At 66.6% G+C, this 19,974-nt stretch carries 15 protein-coding genes and 3 pseudogenes; 12 read left to right on the top strand and 6 right to left on the bottom strand.

The annotated features are described in order from the left end of the window. Nucleotides 1–217 precede the first annotated feature (217 nt). A complete protein-coding gene (locus ACRWK7_RS01200) occupies nt 218–742 on the top strand; it encodes an HPP family protein (RefSeq protein WP_431854333.1) in 525 nt (174 codons plus the stop codon). Between the two features lie 67 nt (nt 743–809). Then, nucleotides 810–1,124, top strand: a pseudogene (locus ACRWK7_RS01195) (IS6 family transposase); the annotation flags it as partial. A gap of 345 nt (nt 1,125–1,469) precedes the next feature. On the opposite strand, the gene ACRWK7_RS01190 reads toward ACRWK7_RS01195, so the two are convergent. Continuing rightward, nucleotides 1,470–1,775, bottom strand: coding sequence for a helix-turn-helix domain-containing protein (locus ACRWK7_RS01190; RefSeq protein ID WP_431854332.1), 306 nt, complete (start codon nt 1,773–1,775; stop codon nt 1,470–1,472). A gap of 175 nt (nt 1,776–1,950) precedes the next feature. Here ACRWK7_RS01190 and ACRWK7_RS01185 point away from each other — a divergent pair, with 175 nt between their 5' ends. The 4 genes from ACRWK7_RS01185 to ACRWK7_RS01170 all read left to right on the top strand — a co-directional run bounded on the left by ACRWK7_RS01185 (nt 1,951) and on the right by ACRWK7_RS01170 (nt 4,335). Further along, a complete protein-coding gene (locus tag ACRWK7_RS01185) occupies nt 1,951–2,781 on the top strand; it encodes an N-acetylmuramidase domain-containing protein (RefSeq protein WP_431854331.1) in 831 nt (276 codons plus the stop codon). A gap of 12 nt (nt 2,782–2,793) precedes the next feature. Next, entirely contained in the window at nt 2,794–3,348 is a 555-nt protein-coding gene (locus ACRWK7_RS01180; protein ID WP_431854330.1) for a 3TM-type holin, read from the top strand. Between the two features lie 154 nt (nt 3,349–3,502). Continuing rightward, a complete protein-coding gene (locus ACRWK7_RS01175; protein WP_431854329.1) occupies nt 3,503–4,027 on the top strand; it encodes a hypothetical protein in 525 nt (174 codons plus the stop codon). Further along, entirely contained in the window at nt 4,024–4,335 is a 312-nt protein-coding gene (locus tag ACRWK7_RS01170) for a hypothetical protein (RefSeq protein ID WP_431854328.1), read from the top strand. Before ACRWK7_RS01175 ends, ACRWK7_RS01170 begins: the two co-directional genes overlap by 4 nt. Before the next feature lie 276 nt (nt 4,336–4,611). On the opposite strand, the gene ACRWK7_RS01165 is transcribed toward ACRWK7_RS01170, so the two are convergent. Together ACRWK7_RS01165 and ACRWK7_RS01160 are read right to left on the bottom strand one after the other, a co-directional pair. Continuing rightward, a complete protein-coding gene (locus ACRWK7_RS01165) occupies nt 4,612–4,905 on the bottom strand; it encodes a hypothetical protein (protein WP_431854327.1) in 294 nt (97 codons plus the stop codon). Between the two features lie 563 nt (nt 4,906–5,468). Next, a complete protein-coding gene (locus ACRWK7_RS01160) occupies nt 5,469–5,807 on the bottom strand; it encodes an STAS domain-containing protein (RefSeq protein ID WP_431854326.1) in 339 nt (112 codons plus the stop codon). A 323-nt stretch (nt 5,808–6,130) separates the two neighbouring features. On the opposite strand from ACRWK7_RS01160, the gene ACRWK7_RS01155 reads away from it, so the two are divergent. After that, nucleotides 6,131–7,810, top strand: coding sequence for a solute carrier family 23 protein (locus ACRWK7_RS01155; protein ID WP_431854325.1), 1,680 nt, complete (start codon nt 6,131–6,133; stop codon nt 7,808–7,810). A 153-nt stretch (nt 7,811–7,963) separates the two neighbouring features. On the opposite strand, the gene ACRWK7_RS01150 is transcribed toward ACRWK7_RS01155, so the two are convergent. Further along, nucleotides 7,964–8,953 (bottom strand): aldo/keto reductase, encoded by a 990-nt coding sequence (locus ACRWK7_RS01150; RefSeq protein ID WP_431854324.1) that lies wholly within the window; start codon nt 8,951–8,953, stop codon nt 7,964–7,966. Nucleotides 8,954–9,304: 351 nt separating this feature from the next. Here ACRWK7_RS01150 and ACRWK7_RS01145 point away from each other — a divergent pair, with 351 nt between their 5' ends. From ACRWK7_RS01145 to ACRWK7_RS01125, 5 genes and pseudogenes are all read left to right on the top strand, one after another. Then, nucleotides 9,305–9,775: a MarR family winged helix-turn-helix transcriptional regulator gene (locus tag ACRWK7_RS01145; protein WP_431854323.1), complete on the top strand. Its 471-nt coding sequence runs from the start codon at nt 9,305–9,307 to the stop codon at nt 9,773–9,775. Continuing rightward, nucleotides 9,768–10,898, top strand: coding sequence for an HlyD family secretion protein (locus ACRWK7_RS01140; RefSeq protein ID WP_431854322.1), 1,131 nt, complete (start codon nt 9,768–9,770; stop codon nt 10,896–10,898). The genes ACRWK7_RS01145 and ACRWK7_RS01140 overlap by 8 nt, the downstream gene beginning before the upstream one ends. Further along, nucleotides 10,891–12,420, top strand: a complete 1,530-nt coding sequence (locus ACRWK7_RS01135; protein ID WP_431854321.1) for a DHA2 family efflux MFS transporter permease subunit — start codon at nt 10,891–10,893, stop codon at nt 12,418–12,420. The genes ACRWK7_RS01140 and ACRWK7_RS01135 overlap by 8 nt, the downstream gene beginning before the upstream one ends. A gap of 106 nt (nt 12,421–12,526) precedes the next feature. Next, nucleotides 12,527–12,655, top strand: a complete 129-nt coding sequence (locus tag ACRWK7_RS01130; protein ID WP_431854320.1) for a hypothetical protein — start codon at nt 12,527–12,529, stop codon at nt 12,653–12,655. Further along, nucleotides 12,652–13,165: pseudogene (locus tag ACRWK7_RS01125) on the top strand (transposase); the annotation flags it as partial. The gene ACRWK7_RS01130 and the pseudogene ACRWK7_RS01125, both read left to right, overlap by 4 nt. 148 nt (nt 13,166–13,313) lie before the next feature. Here the strand turns inward: ACRWK7_RS01125 and ACRWK7_RS01120 are convergent. Continuing rightward, nucleotides 13,314–13,489, bottom strand: a pseudogene (locus tag ACRWK7_RS01120) (transposase); the annotation flags it as partial. A 220-nt stretch (nt 13,490–13,709) separates the two neighbouring features. Then, nucleotides 13,710–19,955: a LamG-like jellyroll fold domain-containing protein gene (locus ACRWK7_RS01115; protein WP_431854319.1), complete on the bottom strand. Its 6,246-nt coding sequence runs from the start codon at nt 19,953–19,955 to the stop codon at nt 13,710–13,712. Between the last annotated feature and the right edge of the window lie 19 nt (nt 19,956–19,974).

Here is a 19,974-nt window from a genome sequence, read left to right as displayed (position 1 = left end):
CGTCTTCAGTGAGGTCGACGTTGCGGAACGGGGCGCTCCTCGTCCGTGTTGCCCGTCCGCCACAACGGGTATCCACATATGTATTGCTGTATTTTGTGGCATATTGACGTGAATTTAGGCGAACGTCTAGCTTGAGCGCTGGGCGAAGCCGCCTTTTCGAAAGCCATAATGCACGGTACTTGGTTGTGAATCTCCAGTCCTGTCCGGCGGACCGGCCATGAAGCGGTTCGGCGTGTTCCTACGCAAGATGCGGGGTGGCGGCGCCGACCGGCCACCGGCGCGCCCACCCCTGCGCGACGTCGTCTGGTCCTGGGTCGGCAGCAGCGTCGGCATCGGGGCGGTCACCGGCCTGTCGCTGCTGAGCAAGCTGCCGCTGCTGATCGCGCCGTTGGGGGCGACCTGCGTGCTGATCTTCGCGGTGTCGGACAGCCCGCTGGCGCAGCCGCGCAGCGTGGTCGGCGGCTATCTGGTCTCGGCGGTGGTCAGCGTCCTGGCGTTGCTGTGGTTGGGCAGCGCGCCGTGGGTGGTGGCGTGCTCGGTCGGGACGGCGATTGCGCTGATGCAGGTCACGCGGACGCTGCACGCGCCGGCAGGCGCCATCCCGCTGCTGGCGCCCGGCTTCGCTCCGGACGGCGCTCCGCTGGTGGCGACGGTGCTGGCGGGGGCGCTTACCCTGACGTTGATCGGGCTGCTGGTGAACAACCTGCGACGCGACCGCTCCTACCCGAGGTACTGGCTGTAACACCGATCCTAAAGGGACGCTGGCAAGCCTGCCGGCAGCCCCTTTTGGAAGCTGGGGTGACGGGGTCGTGCGCTCCAAGAAGAGCCCGTTCAAGGGGCGACAGTTCACGGCCGAGGTGATCCTGTGGGCGGTGCGCTGGTACCTGCAGTTCCCGATCAGCTACTGCGATCTGGAACGCATGCTGGCCGACCGCGGCGTGGTGGTCGATCACACCACGCTCCACCGCTGGATCCAGGCCTACGCCCTGGAACTGGACAAGCGCACCATCTGCGGATGACCGACCACAGGCTCCTGGCGGGTGGATGAGACCTACGTCAAGGTGAAGGGGCGGTGGATGTGCCCGTACCGCGCCGTTGATGCGCGTGGGCAGACGATCGACTTCCCGCCCACCGCCAGACTTTGCAACGGAACCTAGGAACCTCCCGCACCGGGGGGCCTTAGGAATCACACACCGTACCGAAAGGGAATCCTACAAGCCGGATCTTAAGCGATTGCCCAGCGCCCGAACCACGAGAGCGACGCGGATTCAAAATCCTACAAAAGGATCTTGTTCCTAGATCGATAGTGTGTTCCCATATAGGGGGCTAGCCGGGGGTCGTGATGCGTGGGGAAGTGGGGCTGTCTGACCGGGAACGGACGCTCGAGCTGATCGCTTTGGAAATTGAGCAGGTGTCCGCCGACCGCCGGGCCACGTGTTGGGCAGCCCTGCGGTCTGCGGCGACAGAGCTCAGGATTTCGCTTCGCGAACAGCGCGCAGGATCTCGGCCAGGCGATCGTCCGGCACCTGCTTCAGTTCCGCCTCGATTCGAGACCTGATGGGTTCGGGGGTTGGATCGTCCGTCAACCCCTTCAAATAGGCGGCTCTGACGTTCAGTGCGTCGGCGATCTCGACCACGAATCGCGGGTGCTTGGTCAGGCCCCGCTCAATCTTGTCGATGGTCTGTTGACTCGTGCCAACCCGTCCGGCGAGCTCCGCCTGGGACAGGTTGGCCTTCTCGCGCACAGCGCGGAGACGTTGTCCAACGATGGTCATGAGAATCAAACCTAACACCTTTTTGTGTAACGTTCAACGCGATTAAGTGTTAACGGCTTGGTGCCGAATTTCACCTCCGATACGCCTAAACCGGAACGCCGCAACGATCCCGAAGGCTCCCGGCGGCTGGTCGTGACGGCTCAATCGCAGGATCAACATTCCTGCGAGGCCCTGCATGCCCTACCCGTTTTCTGGAGCCGCGACGCCGATCGGTGCCGACGACGTTCTCCGCGTCGCCGAGTCCCTCGGCGTCGAACCGGCCGTGGTCCGCGCTGTCGATACCGTCGAGACCGGTGGCGTCGGCGGCTTCCTTTCCGACGGCTCCGGCCGCCCGCGCATCCTGGTCGAGGCGCATCTCTTCTCGGCTACCACCGGGCGGCGCTGGGACGCGTCGCACCCCGGCATTTCCGCGCCCACCTGGAACCGCGCCCTCTACCGCGGCGGAGCGGCTGAATACCTGCGGCTTGCCGAGGCCGTGGACTTGGATCGCGAGGCCGCCCTGAAGGCGGCGAGCTGGGGGCGCTTCCAGATCCTCGGCGGCAACCACCGGATGGTGGGCTTCGATGGCGTCGAGGGGTTCGTCGTCGCCATGGCGGACGATGAGGGCAACCACCTCGAGGCCTTCGCCGAATTCTGCCGTGCGGCGCGTCTGGTGAACGCCTTGCGCGACCGCGATTGGGAGACGTTTGCACGTCGTTACAACGGCCCGCAATACGCCAGGAACCGCTATCATCTCCGCCTTGCCGCAGCCTACGCCGACGCGGTCGGCAGGGACGCGGCGCCCGGTAACCTGCTCCGCCTGGGCTCGGCGGGACCGGCGGTGAGGAGGCTGCAGGCCACGCTCAACCTGCGGGGCGCCGGCCTTCTGGAGGACGGCGCGTTCGGCCGCGTCACGGAACTGGCCGTCATGCGCTTCCAGGATGCCCACGGCCTGCTGGCCGACGGAATCGTGGGGCCGGTCACCGCTGCGGCGCTGGGATTGCCTCCCGCCCACGGCATGGCTTAGGAGGACCCCGTCATGTTCTCCTTTCTCCTGTCCTTGTTGCCGCTGATCCCGGATCTGGTCGGGATGGCGGACGACAAGTTGGGCAAAGTGGCCGAACGCTTCGTGCCGGCGGCCCAAGCCCTTACCGGCCAGAGCGAACCGGACGGCATCGCGGCCGCGCTGAAGGCTGATCCCGCACTCCTCCTCCAGGTGCAGAAGCTGGCGACCAGCGCCATGCTCGCCGTCGAGCGGGACGAGGTCGAACGGCTGCGCATCATCAACGCGACCATGCAGAACGAGGCCAACAGCAAGGACCCGTTCGTCCGGCGCATGCGCCCGGCGTTCGGCTATCTCATCGCGCTGGTGATCCTGCTGCAGACGCTGATCATCGCGTATGTGGCGGTCATGCACCCGTCCGATCTGGCGGCGACCATCACGGCGATGTCGCAGATGTCCTCGATCCTGTTGCCGGCCCTGGCGGTGCTCGGCGTCTACGTCTACCGGCGCAGCGACGAAAAGGGCGGCGTGCCGGGCCCGTTTGGCACGCTGGCCGGCGTGCTGGGCAAGCGCAAGCCGGACGCTAGGTAGGATCGGTGTCCCGGCGGCCACGATGGGTTAACAACAAAAAGTGTAGACGGTTGTGGCCGTCCGAGGTACTGTGTTCGCCATGTCGTGAACGGTAGGTGCGAACATGTCCACTGCGTCAAGGGTAACGGTACAGGGCGCCGCCGGTGGCTTGGTGATGATGCGCTGCCAGCGGCGCTCGGTAACGCTGACCGAGTCCGGTTGCGCGGCCAGTTGGGAGGCCGCGCGCAAGAAGCGTCCGGAGCCTTGGGAAGGGCGCTGGCATTGCCGTTCCTGTGCGCTGGGGGCGGAGAAGGCCGGAAAACCCCTTCCCCAGACGGCCGTCGCCGCCGACGCGCTGTCGTGCTTGTGCCCACGCTGCTTCCGCCCCGCCTCGCGCCTGATCAACGGGCATCTCTGCGTGTCCTGCTACAACCGCGACCGGGAGGTGGCGCGTGGCCGCAACGCCAAAGGCGGCGTACCGCGCTTGACGGCGAAGCTGCACAATTTGACAATATTGGTTGTTGAAGAGGGTGCCGTCCGGCGTGAAACCCTCGACCGCGTCACCGGATCGCAGGAGGCAATGATCATGCTGGCCAAGCGCGCCCGCCGGCCCATGGCATTCGGCCGCCCGATCCATCCCATCGTTCCGGTCGCCTTGACCCCACTGTCAGAGGCCATGCAGCTGGAGTTGCCGTTATGACCGCCGGGACGATCTGGACGCTGACGGAGCACGTCTGCCGCCACTGCAACATTGGACGGATCCTGGTGCGGAACGCCGTGCACCGGTGCAGCGTCTGCGGGGAGTCGGTCACTGGCGGCATCGAGACGCTGTGCGGCTGCGGCATCGGCGGCAGGAAGCGGGTCTTCCAATGCCAGCCCAACCCGCTGCCGATGCCGAGCAATCCGGCCGAGTTCGTCATCATGTTCATCGGCGGCGACCAGCCGCCGCCGGGTTCCTCCGCCGACGCCCCGGCACCGCGTTGCACCGGCACCGCGAACCTTTTCTGACGCGGTCAACCACGCGCCGGCCGCGCCGTCACCCCAAAGGCGCTGCCGGCGCGAGCCCTCCTCCCGCAGTCATCGACAGCAGCATCCCGGCCTTCTTCAGCCGCCCGCGCACGTCGGTTCAGCAATGTGCAGGTCGTAACGGCAAGCTGCCGGAATGAAACACCGCGGTTTACCGGCATAATCACGCTCATACAGCCCCTTTCTGCGGGAAAAGTTCTTAGAGTTTCATGCGTTTAACCTGGAGCATACCCTGCGTGCTTGAGGTGGTTCCAGTATTCATCGAGTGTGTAGAGGTCGCAGATTGAGCCAACGGCTTTCCACAGCTCGTCGATGATCCAGGCGCCGATGCGAGCCGATCAGAAGGTCGGCATGCGGGGCCAGCTTGCCGCCGCCGCGCGGGCGCCCCTGCCGGGCCGGTTCCAGCGAGCCCGTCGCCGCCATCCGCTGGGCAAGCCGGATGCTCGTGCTCGCGCTCACATCGAACCGGCGCGCCGCCGCCCGACGCGAACCGCCTTGCTCGATCTCACCATAAATCCGAACCCGAAGGTCCGACGAATTGCTGCGACCCATGATCCACCTCCAACGACGGTGAATCACGCGAGACGACCAAGCGCAGCCCTCGATTCCGATTTCAGGCGAGATGCTCTATGCACCTGAAACGAGTGTCCGCCGCACACCGGGCAGGAACTGAACGCGGCGGTGGAGCGCACCGTGATCTGAGCGGCGAGGCCGGCGTCCGCCGTGTCGACGACCACGAAGCCGGGCGGCACACACCCCGTGCAGTGAAGCGACTGAGCCATGACGCTGATTCCTCTGGTGAAACCAGAGCCAGCAACAGTCCAGCACCATCAAAACTGCAACAGAGCCCTTATCCCATGCTTATTCACAGACCCACACGGTAAGGCTGCCGCGCTAGCGCAGGGCGATGTCGTACTCGGCCCAACTGACCACTTTGCGCTTTGGCCGGGGGATGTGATGGCGACGAGCGGTATTGGCCTTGTGCGGCATGGCGGGCGACCGGAACGGAGGCGTGGCCCCGACCACCCATCCATCCATGCAACACGATGGCGCGCGCTGAGCCTCAGACTCAAGACGATCCGCAACTACCATTATTTGCAACGGAACCCCTTGGGCTACGCCCCGCCGAGCGCCGCCGCCGCGGCCTTGCGGTCGGGGTGGATGGCGAAGATCGCCGTGAAGCCGCTGATGTCGAACACCTCCTGCACGTGCGGTCGGAGACCGGCGAGCAGGAGGGCGGCGTTCCGGCCCTTGGCCTGCTTGGCGCCTTTCAGCAGGACACGAAGCCCGGCGCTGCTGACGTAGTCGAGTCCGGCAAGGTCGAGCACCACGGCCGGATGCCCGTCCAGCACCATGGTCAGCCGGCTTTCCAGCTGCTGGGCCGTGCTGCTGTCCAGCCGGCCGGCGATGCTCAGCACGGCAGCGTCGCCACTCTTCGATTCGCTGATCTCCATGGTCTTCCCACGCAACTTCCGGCCGTTCCCCTCCCTAATAGCGGAAACCGGCCCCAGGAGTCCGCGACAAATGCAGGTTGTCCCGTCGAGCGCCCACCCGGCGCCCCCCAGCTTCCGCTGGCGGTGCGGATGGCGACATCGATATTGTACGCGTGCATGACTGCTGCGTACCGTCCGGACGCGCCGTGAGACGCTTCCGGGCGTCGACGACCCATACGAGAAGGACATCCACCCTGCGTTCTCCCCTGCGTTGGCTTTCCCTCCGCCTCCCCGCGTCGCCGCCGGCCCCCGCCCGCATTCGCCCGACCAATCTCGTCTATGGAGTGGACGACCGTCCGCCGCTGCCGGCGGTGCTGGTGCTGGCGATCCAGCATGTGACGCTGGTCCTGGCGCTCCAGGTCTACGTGCTGATCGTCGCGCAGGAGATGGGGCTCGACACCGCCGGGACGCGGGCGCTCGTCGCCACCAGCGTGCTCGTCTACGGCGTCGGCACGATCCTGCAGACGCTACGGCCGCCGCTGGGTGCCGGGCTGCTGCTGGTTCACATGCCCGACCCGCTGATGATCGTCTCCTACGCCGGCATCGCCAAGGCGGCCGGGGCGGCGGCGGCGGGCGGCGCGCTGGTGCTGGCGTCGCTGCTCCAGCTCGCCCTGTCGCGGGTGGTCTCCCATCTGCGCGCGCTGTTCCCGCCGGAAGTGCTCGGCGTCATGGTCTGCATGCTGGGCATTTCCATGGTCGGCGGCGGCGTGCACCGTCTGCTCGGACTGTCGCCTGGCGCCGGAGCCGTCGACGCGACCGCGTCCGTCATCGGCTTGCTGACACTGGGCAGCATCGTCGCGGTGGCGGTCTGGTCGAGGGGATCGCTGCGCCTGTTCGCGCTGATCATCGGCCTGCTGGTCGGCGGTGCCGCAAGCCTCGCCGCCGGGGCGCTGGACACGGGCGGGGCGGGGGCGGCGGTCGGCTGGTTCGCCCTGCCGCCGCTGCGGTTGCCCAGCTTCGATTTCCCGCCGACCGCCTTTCTGCCGCTCGGCCTGGGGGTCATCCTGGCGGCGCTCGACACCGTGGGCAGCGTGGTGGTGATGGAACGGATGGACGACGCCGGCTGGCGCCGCAGCAACATGCGCGTGGTCGGCGGCGCGGTTTGGGTCAACGGCGCCACCAACCTGCTGGGCGGCCTGATCGGCGGCTTCGGCACCGGAACCTCGTCCGCCAACATCGGCCTGTGCAGCGCCACCGGCGCGACCGCGCGGGTGATCGGCGTCGCCGCCGGGGCGATGCTGGTCGTCGGGTCGTGCTTCCCGCCGCTGATCGCCGTCATCACCATGATTCCCGAGCCCGTGAAGGGCGCCATTTCGCTGTACGCCGCCGCCTATCTGGTGACCTCCGGCATGGAGCTGATCCTGTCGCGCATGCTCGACGCCCGCCGCACCTTCATGGTCGGGCTGTCGATCGCCGCGGGCATCGCCATCATCGCCCTGCCGTCGCTGATGGCGCAGGCGCCGGCTTGGGCGCACGAGATCGTCTCGTCGCCGCTGGCCGTCGCCAGCCTCGTCGCGATCGCGCTCAACCTGCTGTTCCGGCTCGGGATCGCGCGGTCGGCGACCTTGCCCATCCACGGGGGCACCTCCGTGCGGGAGGTCACCACCTTCCTGGAGCGCTGCGGCGCGGACTGGGGGGCGCGCCGCGATGTCGTCCTGAAGGCCGGCAACGCCGCGGTGGAGGCGGTGGAGGTCCTGCGTGGCAGCGACCGCGCCGACGGTGAGATCGCGTTGACCGCGACCTTCGACGAGTTCAACCTGGACCTGGAGTTCGTGCATCCCGGCAAGCCGGTGGTCCTGGCGGCGGCCGCGATCGACCCGCACACGGCGCTGGAGGGCGACGACGACGACCTCGAGGCGCTGCTGTCCGCGGCGTCGAACGCGCTGCTGACCCGCATGGCGGACCGCGCCCGAACGCTGACCCGTGGCGACCGGTCCGTGCTCGCTCTGCACTTCGTGCACTGACCGCCGGTTCCGTCCAGATCGGAAAGACGAACCGCATGCCGCACGCCACCGCGACCCGTGAAACTATCGGATCCGTCGCGCCCGGCACGAACCGGAGGCCGGCGCGGTCGTACTGATGAATGCGCCCCACGGCGATGGAGGGGTGAAGGCGGCTCATATCCGCGCCTTTGGAACTGGCGCTTCAGGGGGGATCAATCCCTCGGCGCGCAGCTCTTGCCAGAGCAGGTCCGGGATCTGTGCGGTCATCAGGCGAGCATTTTCCCGCACTTTATCGGGATGCTTGGCACCTGGGATGATCGCGGCGACGACGGGATGGGCGGTGCAGAACTGCAGCGCGGCGGAGCGGAGGTCCACGCCGAAGCGTGCACACACGGCGGCCAGCCGATCGCGCCTGGCGATCATCTCGGGCGGAGCCTCCTGGTATTCGAAGGTCTTCCCGCCCGCGAGAAGGCCGGAATTATAAGGCCCTCCGACGACGACGTGGACACCGCGCCCGGCGCACATCGGGAACAGCCGGGCCAGCGCCGGCTGGTTGAGCAGGCTGTAGCGCCCGGCCAGGAGGAAAACGTCGGGGTCCGATCGTTCCAGCGCACGCTCGCAGGGCTCGGTGAGGTTGACGCCCATGCCCCAGCCTTTGATGATGCCCTCGTTCCGCAGGCGGATCAGCGCCCTGGCCGCGCCGTTCATCGCCACATCGAACAGCTCTTCCCAGGCGGGGCCGTGATGGTCGGCGGCGAGATCATGGATGTAGACGACGTCGATCTGAGCAAGGCCCAGCCGCTGATGGCTGTCTTCGATCGAGCGCATCGTCCCGTCGTAGGTGTAGTCATAGTCGCCGCGGAACGGCAGGGTGCTCACGAACGGCCCGTTGGCCGTGACGCCGGGGTCCGCCCTGAGAACCCGGCCGACCTTCGTCGACAGCGTGAACTCCTCGCGGGGATAGCGGCGCAGCACGTTTCCAAAGCGGTGCTCGGAAAGACCATTGCCGTAATGGGGCGCCGTGTCGAAGTGACGAACGCCCGTTTCCCAGGCGGCCACCAGCGCGGCCTCGGCCGTCTCGTCCGAGACGACGTCGAACATGTTGCCGAGTGGTGCGCCCCCGAACCCGAGCGGGCCCGGCGGAGCGAAATGGGGTCGTGTCATGCTGCGGTCCTCGATTCGTTCCTTGTTGCGGCGGAGACCCAGGCGATGAGTTCGCCCGCATGACCGCCATCGGCCCACAGGCGCAGGATGCCGGGGAATGCTGGGGAATGCCGCGCCCATCAGCAACAGGAGAACGCGGGCGCCGTCGCGATTCCGCGATGTGGGCGCGTAGACGTGGACGGCGAGCCTGCCGAAGACGGCAACGGATCGAAGCCACAAGCCTTCGTGGGACCGGACTGAAAGCGCAGCTGCACGGTCATGCCAGCCTTGCGGCCGGGAACCATGGTGACGCCCTTGCCCACATCGGAAGCATGCATATTATAAGCATGCTTATTGATTGATGGCCCGCCGATGCCCCAACACGTCCACCCGACCCTTGGCTTTCTGTTGCACGACACCGCGCGCCTGCTGCGCAAGCGTTTCGAGCAGCGCGCCCGCCATCTCGGCCTCACCCGCTCGCAATGGCAGGTGCTGGCCTATCTGGCGACCTGCGAGGGCATCCATCAGGGAGGCCTCGCCGAGCTGCTGGACATCGAGCCGATCACCCTGGTCCGGCTCCTGGACAAGCTGGAGGCCATCGGCCTGATCGAGCGGCGCCCGCACCCGACCGACCGCCGCATCCGGCTCCTGCACCTCACCGAGGCGGCCCACCCGCTGCTGGGGGACATGCGGACGCTGGGCGAGGCCACGCGCGCCGAAGCGCTGGACGGTGTGCCGCCGGCCGACCGCGAGGCGCTCTTCCGGGCGCTCATCACCATGAAATCCAACCTGATCGCGGCGTGCGAACGCCCGGTCGAAGAGCCGAGTTCCTCCCATGGCTGACGGAAGCACGGTAACCGAGCGCGCCGCCCGGTCCGAGGGCGGTGCGGCCGCCACCCCCGCGAAGCGCCGCTGGCTGCGTCCGCTGCTGTTCGCGCTGCTGCCGCTCGCCCTGGTGGCCGGCGGCTATGAATACGTGACCGGCGGGCAGATCATGTCCACCGAGAACGCCTACGTGCAGGCCGACATGATCGGCGTCGCCACCGACGTGTCCGGCATCGTGGCGGAGGTCGCCGTCCACGAGAACCAGATCGTGAAGGCGGGCGACGTGCTGTTCCGGCTCGACGACCAGCCCTTCCGGCTGTCGCTGGAGCGCGCCGACGCGCAGATCGGCATCGTGCGCAACGAACTGGCGGCGCTGCAGGCCAGCTACCGCGACATGCAGGCGCAGATCGCCCAGGCGCAGGCCGACCTGTCCTTCTACGCCACCGAACTGGACCGGCAGAAGCAGCTCGCCAGCAGCAACTTCGCCTCGCGCGCCGCCTACGATCAGGCGCGGCACAACACCGAGGTGGCGCAGCAGAAGCTGGCCTCGCTGAACCAGCAGCTCGCCGGCATCGCCGCCAACCTCAACGGCCGGCCGGACGCCCCCATGGAGCAGCACCCGCGCCTGCGCGACGCCGTCGCGGCCCGCGACGAGGTCGCGCGCCAGCTCTCCCACGCCGTGGTGCGGGCACCGACGAACGGCGTCGTGACCAAGGTGCCGTCGCTGCAGGTCGGGCAATACCTGCCGGCGGCCACGGCGGCGTTCAGCCTGGTCGCCGCCGACCACGCCTGGATCGAGGCCTCGCCCAAGGAAACGGAACTCACCCATGTGCGTCCGGGCCAGCCGGTGACGATCACCGTCGATACCTATCCGGGAGAGACGTGGCACGGAACGGTGGACAGCATCAGCCCGGCGTCGGGCGCCAGCTTCTCGCTGCTGCCGGCGCAGAACACCTCGGGCAACTGGGTGAAGGTGGTGCAGCGCATCCCCATGCGGGTTCGCATCGACACGCCGGAGGGCAAGCCGCCGCTGCGCGTCGGGATGAGCGTCACCGTGGACGTGGACACCGGGCACGCCCGCGGCCTGCCCGAGTTCGCCGCGTCCCTGTTCGGCACCGCGCACGCCGGAAGCCATGAGTAGCAGCGCACCCGTCGCCAACCGCGGGGCGATCACCGCCTGCGTGATCCTGGCGGTCATCATGCAGGCGCTGGACACCACCATCGCCAACGTGGCGCTGCCCTACATCCAGGGCAGCGTCTCGGCCAGCGCCGACCAGATCAACTGGGTGCTGACCTCCTACATCGTGGCGGCGGCGATCATGACTCCGCCCACCGCCTATCTGGCGACCCGCTTCGGCCGCAAGCGGGTGCTGAATCTCTCCATCGCCGGGTTCGTGGCCGCGTCGGTCTTGTGCGGGCTGGCGCAGTCGCTGATGCAGATCGTGCTGTTCCGGCTGCTGCAGGGCTTCTTCGGCGCCGCGCTGGTGCCGCTGTCGCAGGCCATCCTGCTGGACATCTACACACCGGAGGAGCGTGGCTCGGCCATGGCGCTGTTCGGCGTGTCGGTGATGGTGGGGCCGGTGCTCGGTCCGGTGATCGGCGGCTGGCTCACCGACCACGCGAGCTGGCGCTGGGTGTTCTACATCAACGTGCCGATCGGCGCCCTGGCCTTCGCCGGCGTCACCGCCTTCGTGACGGAGAGCCGGCAGGAGGCGTCGGCGAAGCTCGACTGGCTGGGCTTCGGTTTGCTCAGCTTAGGGATCGGCGCCCTGCAGCTCTTCCTCGACCGTGGTGAGCAGCTAGACTGGTTCTCGTCGGGCGAGATCCAGGCCGAGGCGTTGGTGGCGGCCTCGGCCTTCTACCTGTTCCTGGCGCACACCTTCACCGCCAGGGATCCCTTCGTGAAACCGGGCCTGTTCCTCGACCGCAACTTCGCGGTGGGCATGCTCTTCATCTTCGTCGTCGGCATTACCTATCTCGCCTCGCTGGCGCTGATGACGCCCTACCTGCAGACGCTGATGGGCTACCCGGTGGTGACGGCGGGGCTGGTCATGGGGCCGCGCGGCCTGGGGACCATGGTCTGCATGTTCCTGGTCGGCAAGCTGATCGGACGGGTGGACACGCGCTGGCTGCTGTCGGCGGGCCTGGCGATCACCGCCTGGGCGATGTACGACATGACCGGCTGGACGCCCGACGTCTCGCAATGGACCATCATCCGGGTCGGCTTCGTCCAGGGGGCGGGGCTGGGCTTCCTTTTCGTCCCGCTGACCACGGTGACCTTCTCCACCCTGGCGCCGGAGAAGCGTGGCGACGGGACCGGGCTGTACAACCTGTCGCGCAACATCGGCTCGGCGGTGGGCATCTCCATCGTCACCGCCCTGCTGACGCGGAACATCCAGGCCAACCACGCCGACATCGCCACCCACGTGACGCCGTTCAACCGCCTGTTCGAGGCCCCGGCGGTCGAGCGCATGTTCAACCCGCTGACCGGCGCCGGTCGCGCCGCGCTGGACGGGCTGATCACCCAGCAGGCCACGATCATCGGCTACATCGACGACTTCAAGCTGCTGATGATCCTGTCGCTCGCGGTGATGCCGATGGTGCTGCTGCTGCGCAAGCCCGCGCGGCCCGCCGTGGTCGACCACAGTGTGGCAGTCGAATGAACGACGGACGTCAAGGTGAGGCAATGCGCGGAGCGGGGCGTGCGGCACAATGGGCCGGAATGCTCGCCCTGTCCGGCATCCTGATCGCCGGGTTGGAATAGCACACTTGCCGGCGGCCTTCCTGCCGCGCCTCTGGCTGACCCGCGTCCTGGATGCCATCGGGCGCGACCGCGACCTCACCGACTACAATGCATTCCTGCCCTGGAGCATGGCGCCGGAGCCCGCCACCACTTGAGGGGCGTTCCCCAGCCGCTTACGATCACGGCGGTGTTCCCGCAGGCTCAGGTGCAGACCTGCATCGTCCACCTGATCCGCGGATCGCTGGAGTTCGTCTCCTGGAAGGAGCGCAAGGCGGTTGCCGCCGCGCTGAAGGCGACCTGCCGGGCCACCTGCCGATGCCGACGAGCGGGCCCTGGAGGCGTTCGCCGCCAGCCCCTGGGGCGGCAAGTACCCGGCGATCGCCATGGCGTGGCGGCGGAACTGGGCGGCGGTGATCCCGTTCTTCGCCTTCCCCGATGACGTGCATCGCATCGTGTACACGACGAATGCCATTGAGTCGCTCAACGCCAAGCTGCGCCGCGCTGTGCGCACCCGCGGGCACTTCCCCACCGACGAGATCGCCATGAAGCTGCTGTATCTGGTGTTGAACCAAGCCTCGAAAGACTGGAAGATGCCGCCACGTGAGTGGGGCATGGCCCGCGCTCAGCTCGCCATCCTCTTCGAGGACCGGTTCACGCTACCCTGATCACAACCGGCCCGTAGACGGAATTCCTGACAGTCCCCTTCGGGATCGCGACCATTGCCCTCGACCAGGCTCTCGACTACGTCGCCAACGAGCCAAATTTCTGGATTCACGTCTGATCCGAACCCTGAAAATTGGCCAAAGTCCAGGTGAGTTGGCGCATCTTGCGCAGCTCGGAAGGCCCAAGCCCGCCGTACTTCTGCTTCCAACGAAAATAGTTGCCTCGCTCACCCCCATCTCCCGGCAGAGCTCCGCCACGGGTGTTCCCAGGTCGGTTTGCCGAAGGGCAAACGCGATCTGCTCCTCGGTGAACTTCGATTTCCTCATCGACAAGATCTCCCCGCTTCAGGTCAGCAATCTTGCCGGAAAACTCGCATTTTGCCTGGAGGGGTTCCAGGTCGGGGAGCACAGTGGCCTCCCGCCGAAGGCAGAAGCCTTCCCTGTCCAACAAATCAATCATAAATTACGACATCGAAATAGCACGGTACCGGGGGCTTGCGCCCCCGGCAACATGGCCCATGCAAGGAAATGCAGTATCGCTGTCTCCTTACCCGACGTACTCGACGACATGGTTGGCGTTGCCCGCCCGCACCCGGCTGATCACGTGCGGCTGGCTGATGCCGCCCTTGAAATTGCGCTTCACTGTGTAGTCGAGGCGCGGCGTCATGATCTCGTACTGGTCGGTGCCGAGCACGATGCCGTCCAAGACCGGGGTGTAGCTCTGGTTGGTGGTCTTCAGCGAGGCGGCGATGTCCACCGTGGTACCAATCGCCGGAGCCCAGGTGAGCAGGCCGGTGACCAGCTGCGCCGAGGTGTTGCCGACCGTCTCGATGTTGGCGAGCGTCGTGGCCGTCCACGCCGAGCCGGTCCAATACTTCCACGTCGCGCGGCCGTCGAAGCTGACCAGATACTTGATCGAGGTGCCGGGGTTGATCGTCTCGTTGACGGTGACGCTGTCCAGGCTTTCCCAGGCCGACAGGTCGATCTTCGTGGCGTCCGCCGTGGTGACGTAGTAGGGGCCGGTCACGTACTGCTGGCCGTAGGCCATGGTCGGCACGGTGATGGTCGAGCCAGTCCAGCCCCGGTCGGTGCCCATCGACAGACGGAACTCGTCGAAGTAGGCGTTGACTGTGGACGCACTCTCGTCTCCGAAAAGGCAGAGCGGCTGGCTGGAGTCATAGATGCTGCCAGCGTACGACACCGACCCTGCTAAGGTACCGTTTAGATAGCCACGGATGGTAGAGCCCGAGCGCACAATCGCGAGGTGATGCCATGCGTTAGTGGTAAGTCCCGACGTGAACAGGTCCGCATCCACCTCCCAGGAGGAGGTGTTACTGGTGATGTAGAGGTGGATACCTCCGATAGTGAAGTTGATATACATGCCTCCGTAGTTCGAGCCGGACGGCAGGGCCTTTTTGACGAACGATCCGCCGCCGGTGTCTAGCTTGTAGACCCACGACTCGACCACCCAATTCTGCGAGCCGAACTCCGGAACCGACCCGTCGGGAACGAGGATGCCCTTTCCGCCGGAGATCAATCCGGACTTCATAGAGCCGGTTCCGTACTTCGTCTGCGCGGTCGAGATGCCGACGCTGTTCGTCGTGAACCACACCCCATCCCTCACCGTCCTGGCGTTCGTCGCCTGAATTAAGGCGGTGTTCTTCGACAGTTCCTTGACCCACTTCTGGCCGACCGCGCCGTCGAACACCCACAGCAGCGCGGTGTCATCGTCCTGGGTCAGGTTATCGGGCGTGAAGTTGGACTGGTAGCGCGGCTTGCCGTGGGTGAGACGTACACTGTCGATAGCTCCATTGAGGTAGTTGCCGATGGCACGGTCGCTGCCTAAGGCTAGGTAGGCTGTACCAGAAGACAGAGTAGGCCAAATAGTGGCGGGGGCACGGGCAGACGACGTGCCGTCAACGTAAGCTATCCAGCTGGCGGAGTCGCGAACCAGGGCGACATGGTGCCATCCGGTTGTCACCGTGACACCAGTGAAATTGACCGCGTTCCCTTTTACGCTCAACTGTAGAGAGCCGTCGGTCTTGACCCACAGGTAGGTCAGCGCCCCGGAGCTGCCTCCACTATCGTCATTCAGCGACCATAGCACCGGCCCCGATACACCAACCGATGCGATGTAGAACCACCCCTCGATGCAGAACTGTTCGCCTGTCGCAAAGTACGCAGGATGACCCGCCGCCGGCTGCGCCATTTGAATAAAAGCGCACTGGTTGGTGCCATTGAGCAGGAGGCTGGTGCCGTGGCCTCCCCGCGTGTAGGTCGCCGCCAGCGCCGCGCTATTGTTGAAGGCCAGGGCCGGAGTCGTCGTGTCACCGTACGCATTGTTACCGTAGCTGCTCTCGCTGCTGTCCAGCGTCACCTTGTCACCGTTGGCACCCTCAAAATGGAGGAGCAGGACCGTTCGGTCATCGGTGGTGTGGGGCGCGACCGGCGGGGTGAAACCGGCGGTGTTGAACGCTGCCTCGCCGCGCTTGACGCGGAACCCGTCGATGTTACCGTTGAGTACGTTGTTGCCGGTATACTGCCGGCCAAGGCACAGCATCTTGTTGCCCCACGGAAGCGCAGCGGTTCCGACTGCGAAGGTCTGGGTCACGACGCCGTTCACGAAGACATAGATGTTGGACCCAGACCGCATCAGCGCGAGGTGGGTCCACTGTCCGGCGGTGACCGTGCCCGACGAAACCATGTTTGCGATGTTCCATCCGGACCCGGTGCTCAGGTAGACGAGCAACGACCCACCGGGAGCCACCTGGAGAAGCGCTCCGTTCTCTTCGGGGCTGTCATTGCCGATCTTGAAGAATGTCCAATAGGCAGAGTTCGCAACCGGATACACCCACCCATCAATGGTGAAGTCGTCCGCGCCGATGTTGAAGTCGTTGTGCGCCTTGGAGAACCCGACAATCGCACCGGCGTTCGACGTTCCATCACAGAGGAGGCTTGTCGCGCCGAACTTGGAACGGGTGTTGCTGATCGCTGCTGCCCCGAGGATCGCTACTTCGTGCCCGCTCTTGCTGTGGTCGCGGATAAACTGCGAACCATGCCCGTCGTAGCCCTTGAAGAGATAGACGGTGTCGCTATCGCGGGTGAACTCGACGCTCGGTCGAGTGAAGTTGGCGGTGTAGCGGGCCTTCTTGGAGACGTGGAAGTTGGACAGCCAGCCGTTGAGGCTGTAGCCGTTCGGCCCCGGCCCGGTCGGCTTACCAAACCAAATCTGCGAGTTGATGTAGTTGGTGGTGTCGGCGGTCGAACCGAGGTTCACACCGTCCACGTAAAGCGTGCGGGTGCCGTTGTAGCGGACAACGGCGACATGGTGCCATTGCTGCACAGCGCTGGTGGCGCTCGCTACCATACCGGCTGCGCCGCCGGTGCTGAACTTGCTGGTGCCATAGTTGTACGAGAGGTATGCGGCCCCGCGCGAGTCCCCGGTGTTGGAGTCGCGCAGATCAAAGACATACCCCTCGCCCATCGACGGGGCATATTCGGGGCGCACCCAGAATTCGATGGTGTAGTCCTGCGTCGTCCCGAAAGCCATTTTGTAGGACTTCGGGATGTTGAAGTAGGCATCGTCCGCCAGGAACATGCACGAGGTGCCGAACGGCGTGATCCCGCGCTCGTCCACGATCTCGGTGGAGCCGTTCAGGCCATCCGCGTGGATCAGCAGCTTGGTGTTGCTATCAGCCGCCGCGCCGCCCGTGTTGTGCAGCACGAAGGCACCGCCGGTCAGGTCGGTACCGTTGGCGGCGTCCTGCTGGATGTAGTTGGCCTCGACCGAGTAGTCGAGGTTGAAGGTTGCCCCGGCGATCTGCTCATAGACCGCGCGGATTTCCTTGGCGGTGACGGTGGCGATGGGGTTGCCGCTGGCCGCGTAGATCGGCGCGGTGACCTGGGTAGACGATGAGCCGGTCGCCGCCGTCGTCATCGTGGTGCCGTCTGCGAACGTGAGAGTGCCGCCGAGCTTGACGACCCCGCCCGTACCCGGTGTCAGGTTGACGTTGCCGGGGGTACCGCTGCCCGAGGCGTTGCCCGCCGTGACGTTGGCGTTACCGCCATTGCTGTTGGTCCCGGTGCCGTTGCGACCGATAAGGCTGGCCGCGCCGCCATTACCGTTAGCGGAGGAACCACCCTGCATGGTGGCGTTGCCGCCGTTGCCGTTGGTGGCCGAGCCGCCTTGCACAGTGGCGTTGCCCCCGTTGCCGCTGGTGGTGCCCGCGCTTCCCCCGGCGGCCGTCATGTTGCCACCGTTGCCGGTGACGCCGGCCGTCCCACCCGAAAGGATCGCTCCGCCTCCGTTGCCTACGCCGTCGCCGGTGCCGCCGTTGACCGAAGCCCCCGCACCGCTCAAGCCCGAGCCCGCCGCCGCGAAGCCGCCTTGAATGGACGCCAATCCGGCAGTACCCGACTGCGACGTTGCCGAGTTCGCGCCGACGAAGCGGATGCCGCCTCGCGGGTTGTACAGGTTGAGATAGTTGCGGTTAGCGGTGGTGTCGGTCCCCGCCACGCCGAACATGGGCAGGCTCAACACGACAGACGATCCGGCCTTCAGGATACCGTTACCGTCCAGGGTCAAGGTGGCGGTGGCGTCGCTGCCGGTGTCGGTCAGGACAAGCATGCTGTCGCCGGCCGACAGCGAGTTCGGCGACAGCGCCGAGACAGCAGTCGTGATCGCGCTGTCGGTCTCGGTCTTGGTGTAGACATCGGCGCTGTTGGCCTTGATGGCGATCTGGCTCGCCAGCGTGCCCGCGAGGTCGGCGTCGTTGTTCAACGACTGCGTGATCTCGTACAGGGTGTCCAGCTGCTCCGGGGTGGCCCCGCCGATCAGGCCGGTAAACTTCTGGTCGGTCTCCGCCTTGGTGTAGACCTCAGCCTTGGCATAGGTTTCCGTCTTGGCATAGGTTTCCGACTTGGCGTAGGTCTCCGCCTTGGTGTAGGCGTCGGTGATGCCATAATCGGCCAACGCGGTCGGCAACGTGGCGGCGTCGAGGTCGGACCAGACCAGCTGGGACCACGCCGCCGTGCCCGCCCCGTTCGCCTTCCACAGCTTGCCAACGTCAGCAAGGAGCGGGCTGCTCACGTGCACGGCGGTGTTGGTGAGGTGGGCGTCGATCTGCGCATGGGTGTTGGCTCCGGTGCCCGCCAGGGACTGATGTTCGATGGCGCCCGGAACGGTATTGAAGGTCACCGACTTGGTGGCGGCGTTGAAGACGAGCTGGGTGGCGGATCCGCCGACGAGATGGAACAGTTCGCCCGGTGCCGTGGCGGTGAGCCGCTGCGCCGTGCCGTCGCCGACAATGCCGAAGTTGTTACCGCCGACGACGAGCGCCGCCTGCTCGGCCGACTCCTGCGACCGCATCGCCCAGTGCTTGGCCGAGTAAAGGCCCGGCTCGACCTGCTGCCCCCCGGCGGTCTCGGCGTAGGCTTGGGCGAGTTGCCGGTAGGACAGCGCCAGGTCGCGGGCCTGATTGGTCAGGTCGCGGGCGTTCACCGCATCACCCTTGGCGGACAGCGCGTCGATGGTGCTCTGGGTGGCCGAGGCGGCGGACGCTGCCGCCTCTCCCGCCTTGATCGAAGCCGTGGTGGCGCCGAGTGTGGCTTGCACGGCGCTGGTCGCGCTCTCCCCGGCCTTGGTCGCTGCCTGCGCCGCCGCGGCTTCGGTGGCGGCGCAGGCGGCATTGACCATTGCCAGATAGCCACCGGCCTGCGCGGCGTAGTGCTTGGCCGACCATTCAACGCCATCGACCGTGTCAGCGGTCTTGGTCGCCCATGCCTGCGACAAGTCGCGGGCGGTCTGCGAGGCCAGCTGCGCCGCCGCCGCCGCGGCTTCGGCCGATTGGGCTTCCGCCTGAGCGGCAAGTGTGGCGTCCTTCGCCGCCTCCGCCGCGAGGTGCGCCGATTCGGCCGCCACGGCGGAGGTCGCGGCCGCTGTGCTAGCATCCCGTGCGTCGATCCCGGCGACCATGGCCGCGTCCCGCGCAGCCACAGCGGCATCGCGCGCGATCTGGGCATCGGCCAGCTGGGCATCGATGCCCGACAGGGCCGCCTCCGCCGCCGTGGCGCTCGCGGCGGCCTCCAGCGCGTGCGTCTTCGCGGAGTACGCGCCGCCAGACACCGGACCGTCGGTCTTCGTGGCCCATGCCGTCGCTTCGTCGCGCGCTGCCTGCGCGGCGGCGACCGCCTGGCCGACTTGCTGGCCAGGATGCCAACCGGTCACTCCGGCGACGGTGTCGTAGACGTAGTCGATGTAGGACTCGTCACGCAGGTAGACGCGCCAGCCGTCTTTGGGCTGGATGAACTTCCAGACGCTTTGGTCCCAGACGGCGATGCGGTCCGTCTGGCCGTTCCATGCGCCCTGGGCGGCGGCCGGCACGATGTAGTTCACGCGCTCATCGGGCGTCGCCGGCGGCACCGTTACCTGTCGGCTCTCGATGACGGTCAGCCCGGTGTCCTGCTCGACGATGGCCTGCTCGATGCGAGTGACCGCCTCCTTCCACAGAGCGGCGGTGTCGATGTCGCCGTAGCCGGGGAACGGAATGTTGTAGTAGGGCGTGAAGTCGCGGGTGATCGTGTATTGCGCGGCGAGCGCGCCGGCGCCGCGGTAGGGCGCCGACAGGGTCAACCGGGTGTCGGATTCCACGCTGGCGACCGTGTAGGCGACGCCGGAACGCAGGATCGAGAACTGCTGTCCGGCCTGCACTTCGCTCAACCAAGCCGTGCCGACGCCGATCACGAATGGGGAACCGTTGGTGACGTTGACCGAACCGGTGCGATACTGAGACATGCAACCCTCCTTTCAGAGG

The sequence above is a fragment of the Azospirillum sp. genome (assembly GCF_050789165.1).
The sequence above is the reverse complement of the archived record's forward strand: the minus strand, read 5'-3'. Positions and strand labels throughout refer to the sequence as shown.

Coding starts and splice junctions, on each gene's coding strand:
- ACRWK7_RS01115 (WP_431854319.1), bottom strand. CDS start 19,955: ATGTCTCAGTATCGCACCGGTTCGGTCAACGTCACCAACGGTTCCCCA.
- ACRWK7_RS01180 (WP_431854330.1), top strand. CDS start 2,794: ATGTTCTCCTTTCTCCTGTCCTTGTTGCCGCTGATCCCGGATCTGGTC.
- ACRWK7_RS01150 (WP_431854324.1), bottom strand. CDS start 8,953: ATGACACGACCCCATTTCGCTCCGCCGGGCCCGCTCGGGTTCGGGGGC.
- ACRWK7_RS01175 (WP_431854329.1), top strand. CDS start 3,503: ATGATGCGCTGCCAGCGGCGCTCGGTAACGCTGACCGAGTCCGGTTGC.
- ACRWK7_RS01190 (WP_431854332.1), bottom strand. CDS start 1,775: ATGACCATCGTTGGACAACGTCTCCGCGCTGTGCGCGAGAAGGCCAAC.
- ACRWK7_RS01170 (WP_431854328.1), top strand. CDS start 4,024: ATGACCGCCGGGACGATCTGGACGCTGACGGAGCACGTCTGCCGCCAC.
- ACRWK7_RS01135 (WP_431854321.1), top strand. CDS start 10,891: ATGAGTAGCAGCGCACCCGTCGCCAACCGCGGGGCGATCACCGCCTGC.
- ACRWK7_RS01160 (WP_431854326.1), bottom strand. CDS start 5,807: ATGGAGATCAGCGAATCGAAGAGTGGCGACGCTGCCGTGCTGAGCATC.
- ACRWK7_RS01200 (WP_431854333.1), top strand. CDS start 218: ATGAAGCGGTTCGGCGTGTTCCTACGCAAGATGCGGGGTGGCGGCGCC.
- ACRWK7_RS01145 (WP_431854323.1), top strand. CDS start 9,305: ATGCCCCAACACGTCCACCCGACCCTTGGCTTTCTGTTGCACGACACC.
- ACRWK7_RS01185 (WP_431854331.1), top strand. CDS start 1,951: ATGCCCTACCCGTTTTCTGGAGCCGCGACGCCGATCGGTGCCGACGAC.
- ACRWK7_RS01140 (WP_431854322.1), top strand. CDS start 9,768: ATGGCTGACGGAAGCACGGTAACCGAGCGCGCCGCCCGGTCCGAGGGC.
- ACRWK7_RS01165 (WP_431854327.1), bottom strand. CDS start 4,905: ATGGGTCGCAGCAATTCGTCGGACCTTCGGGTTCGGATTTATGGTGAG.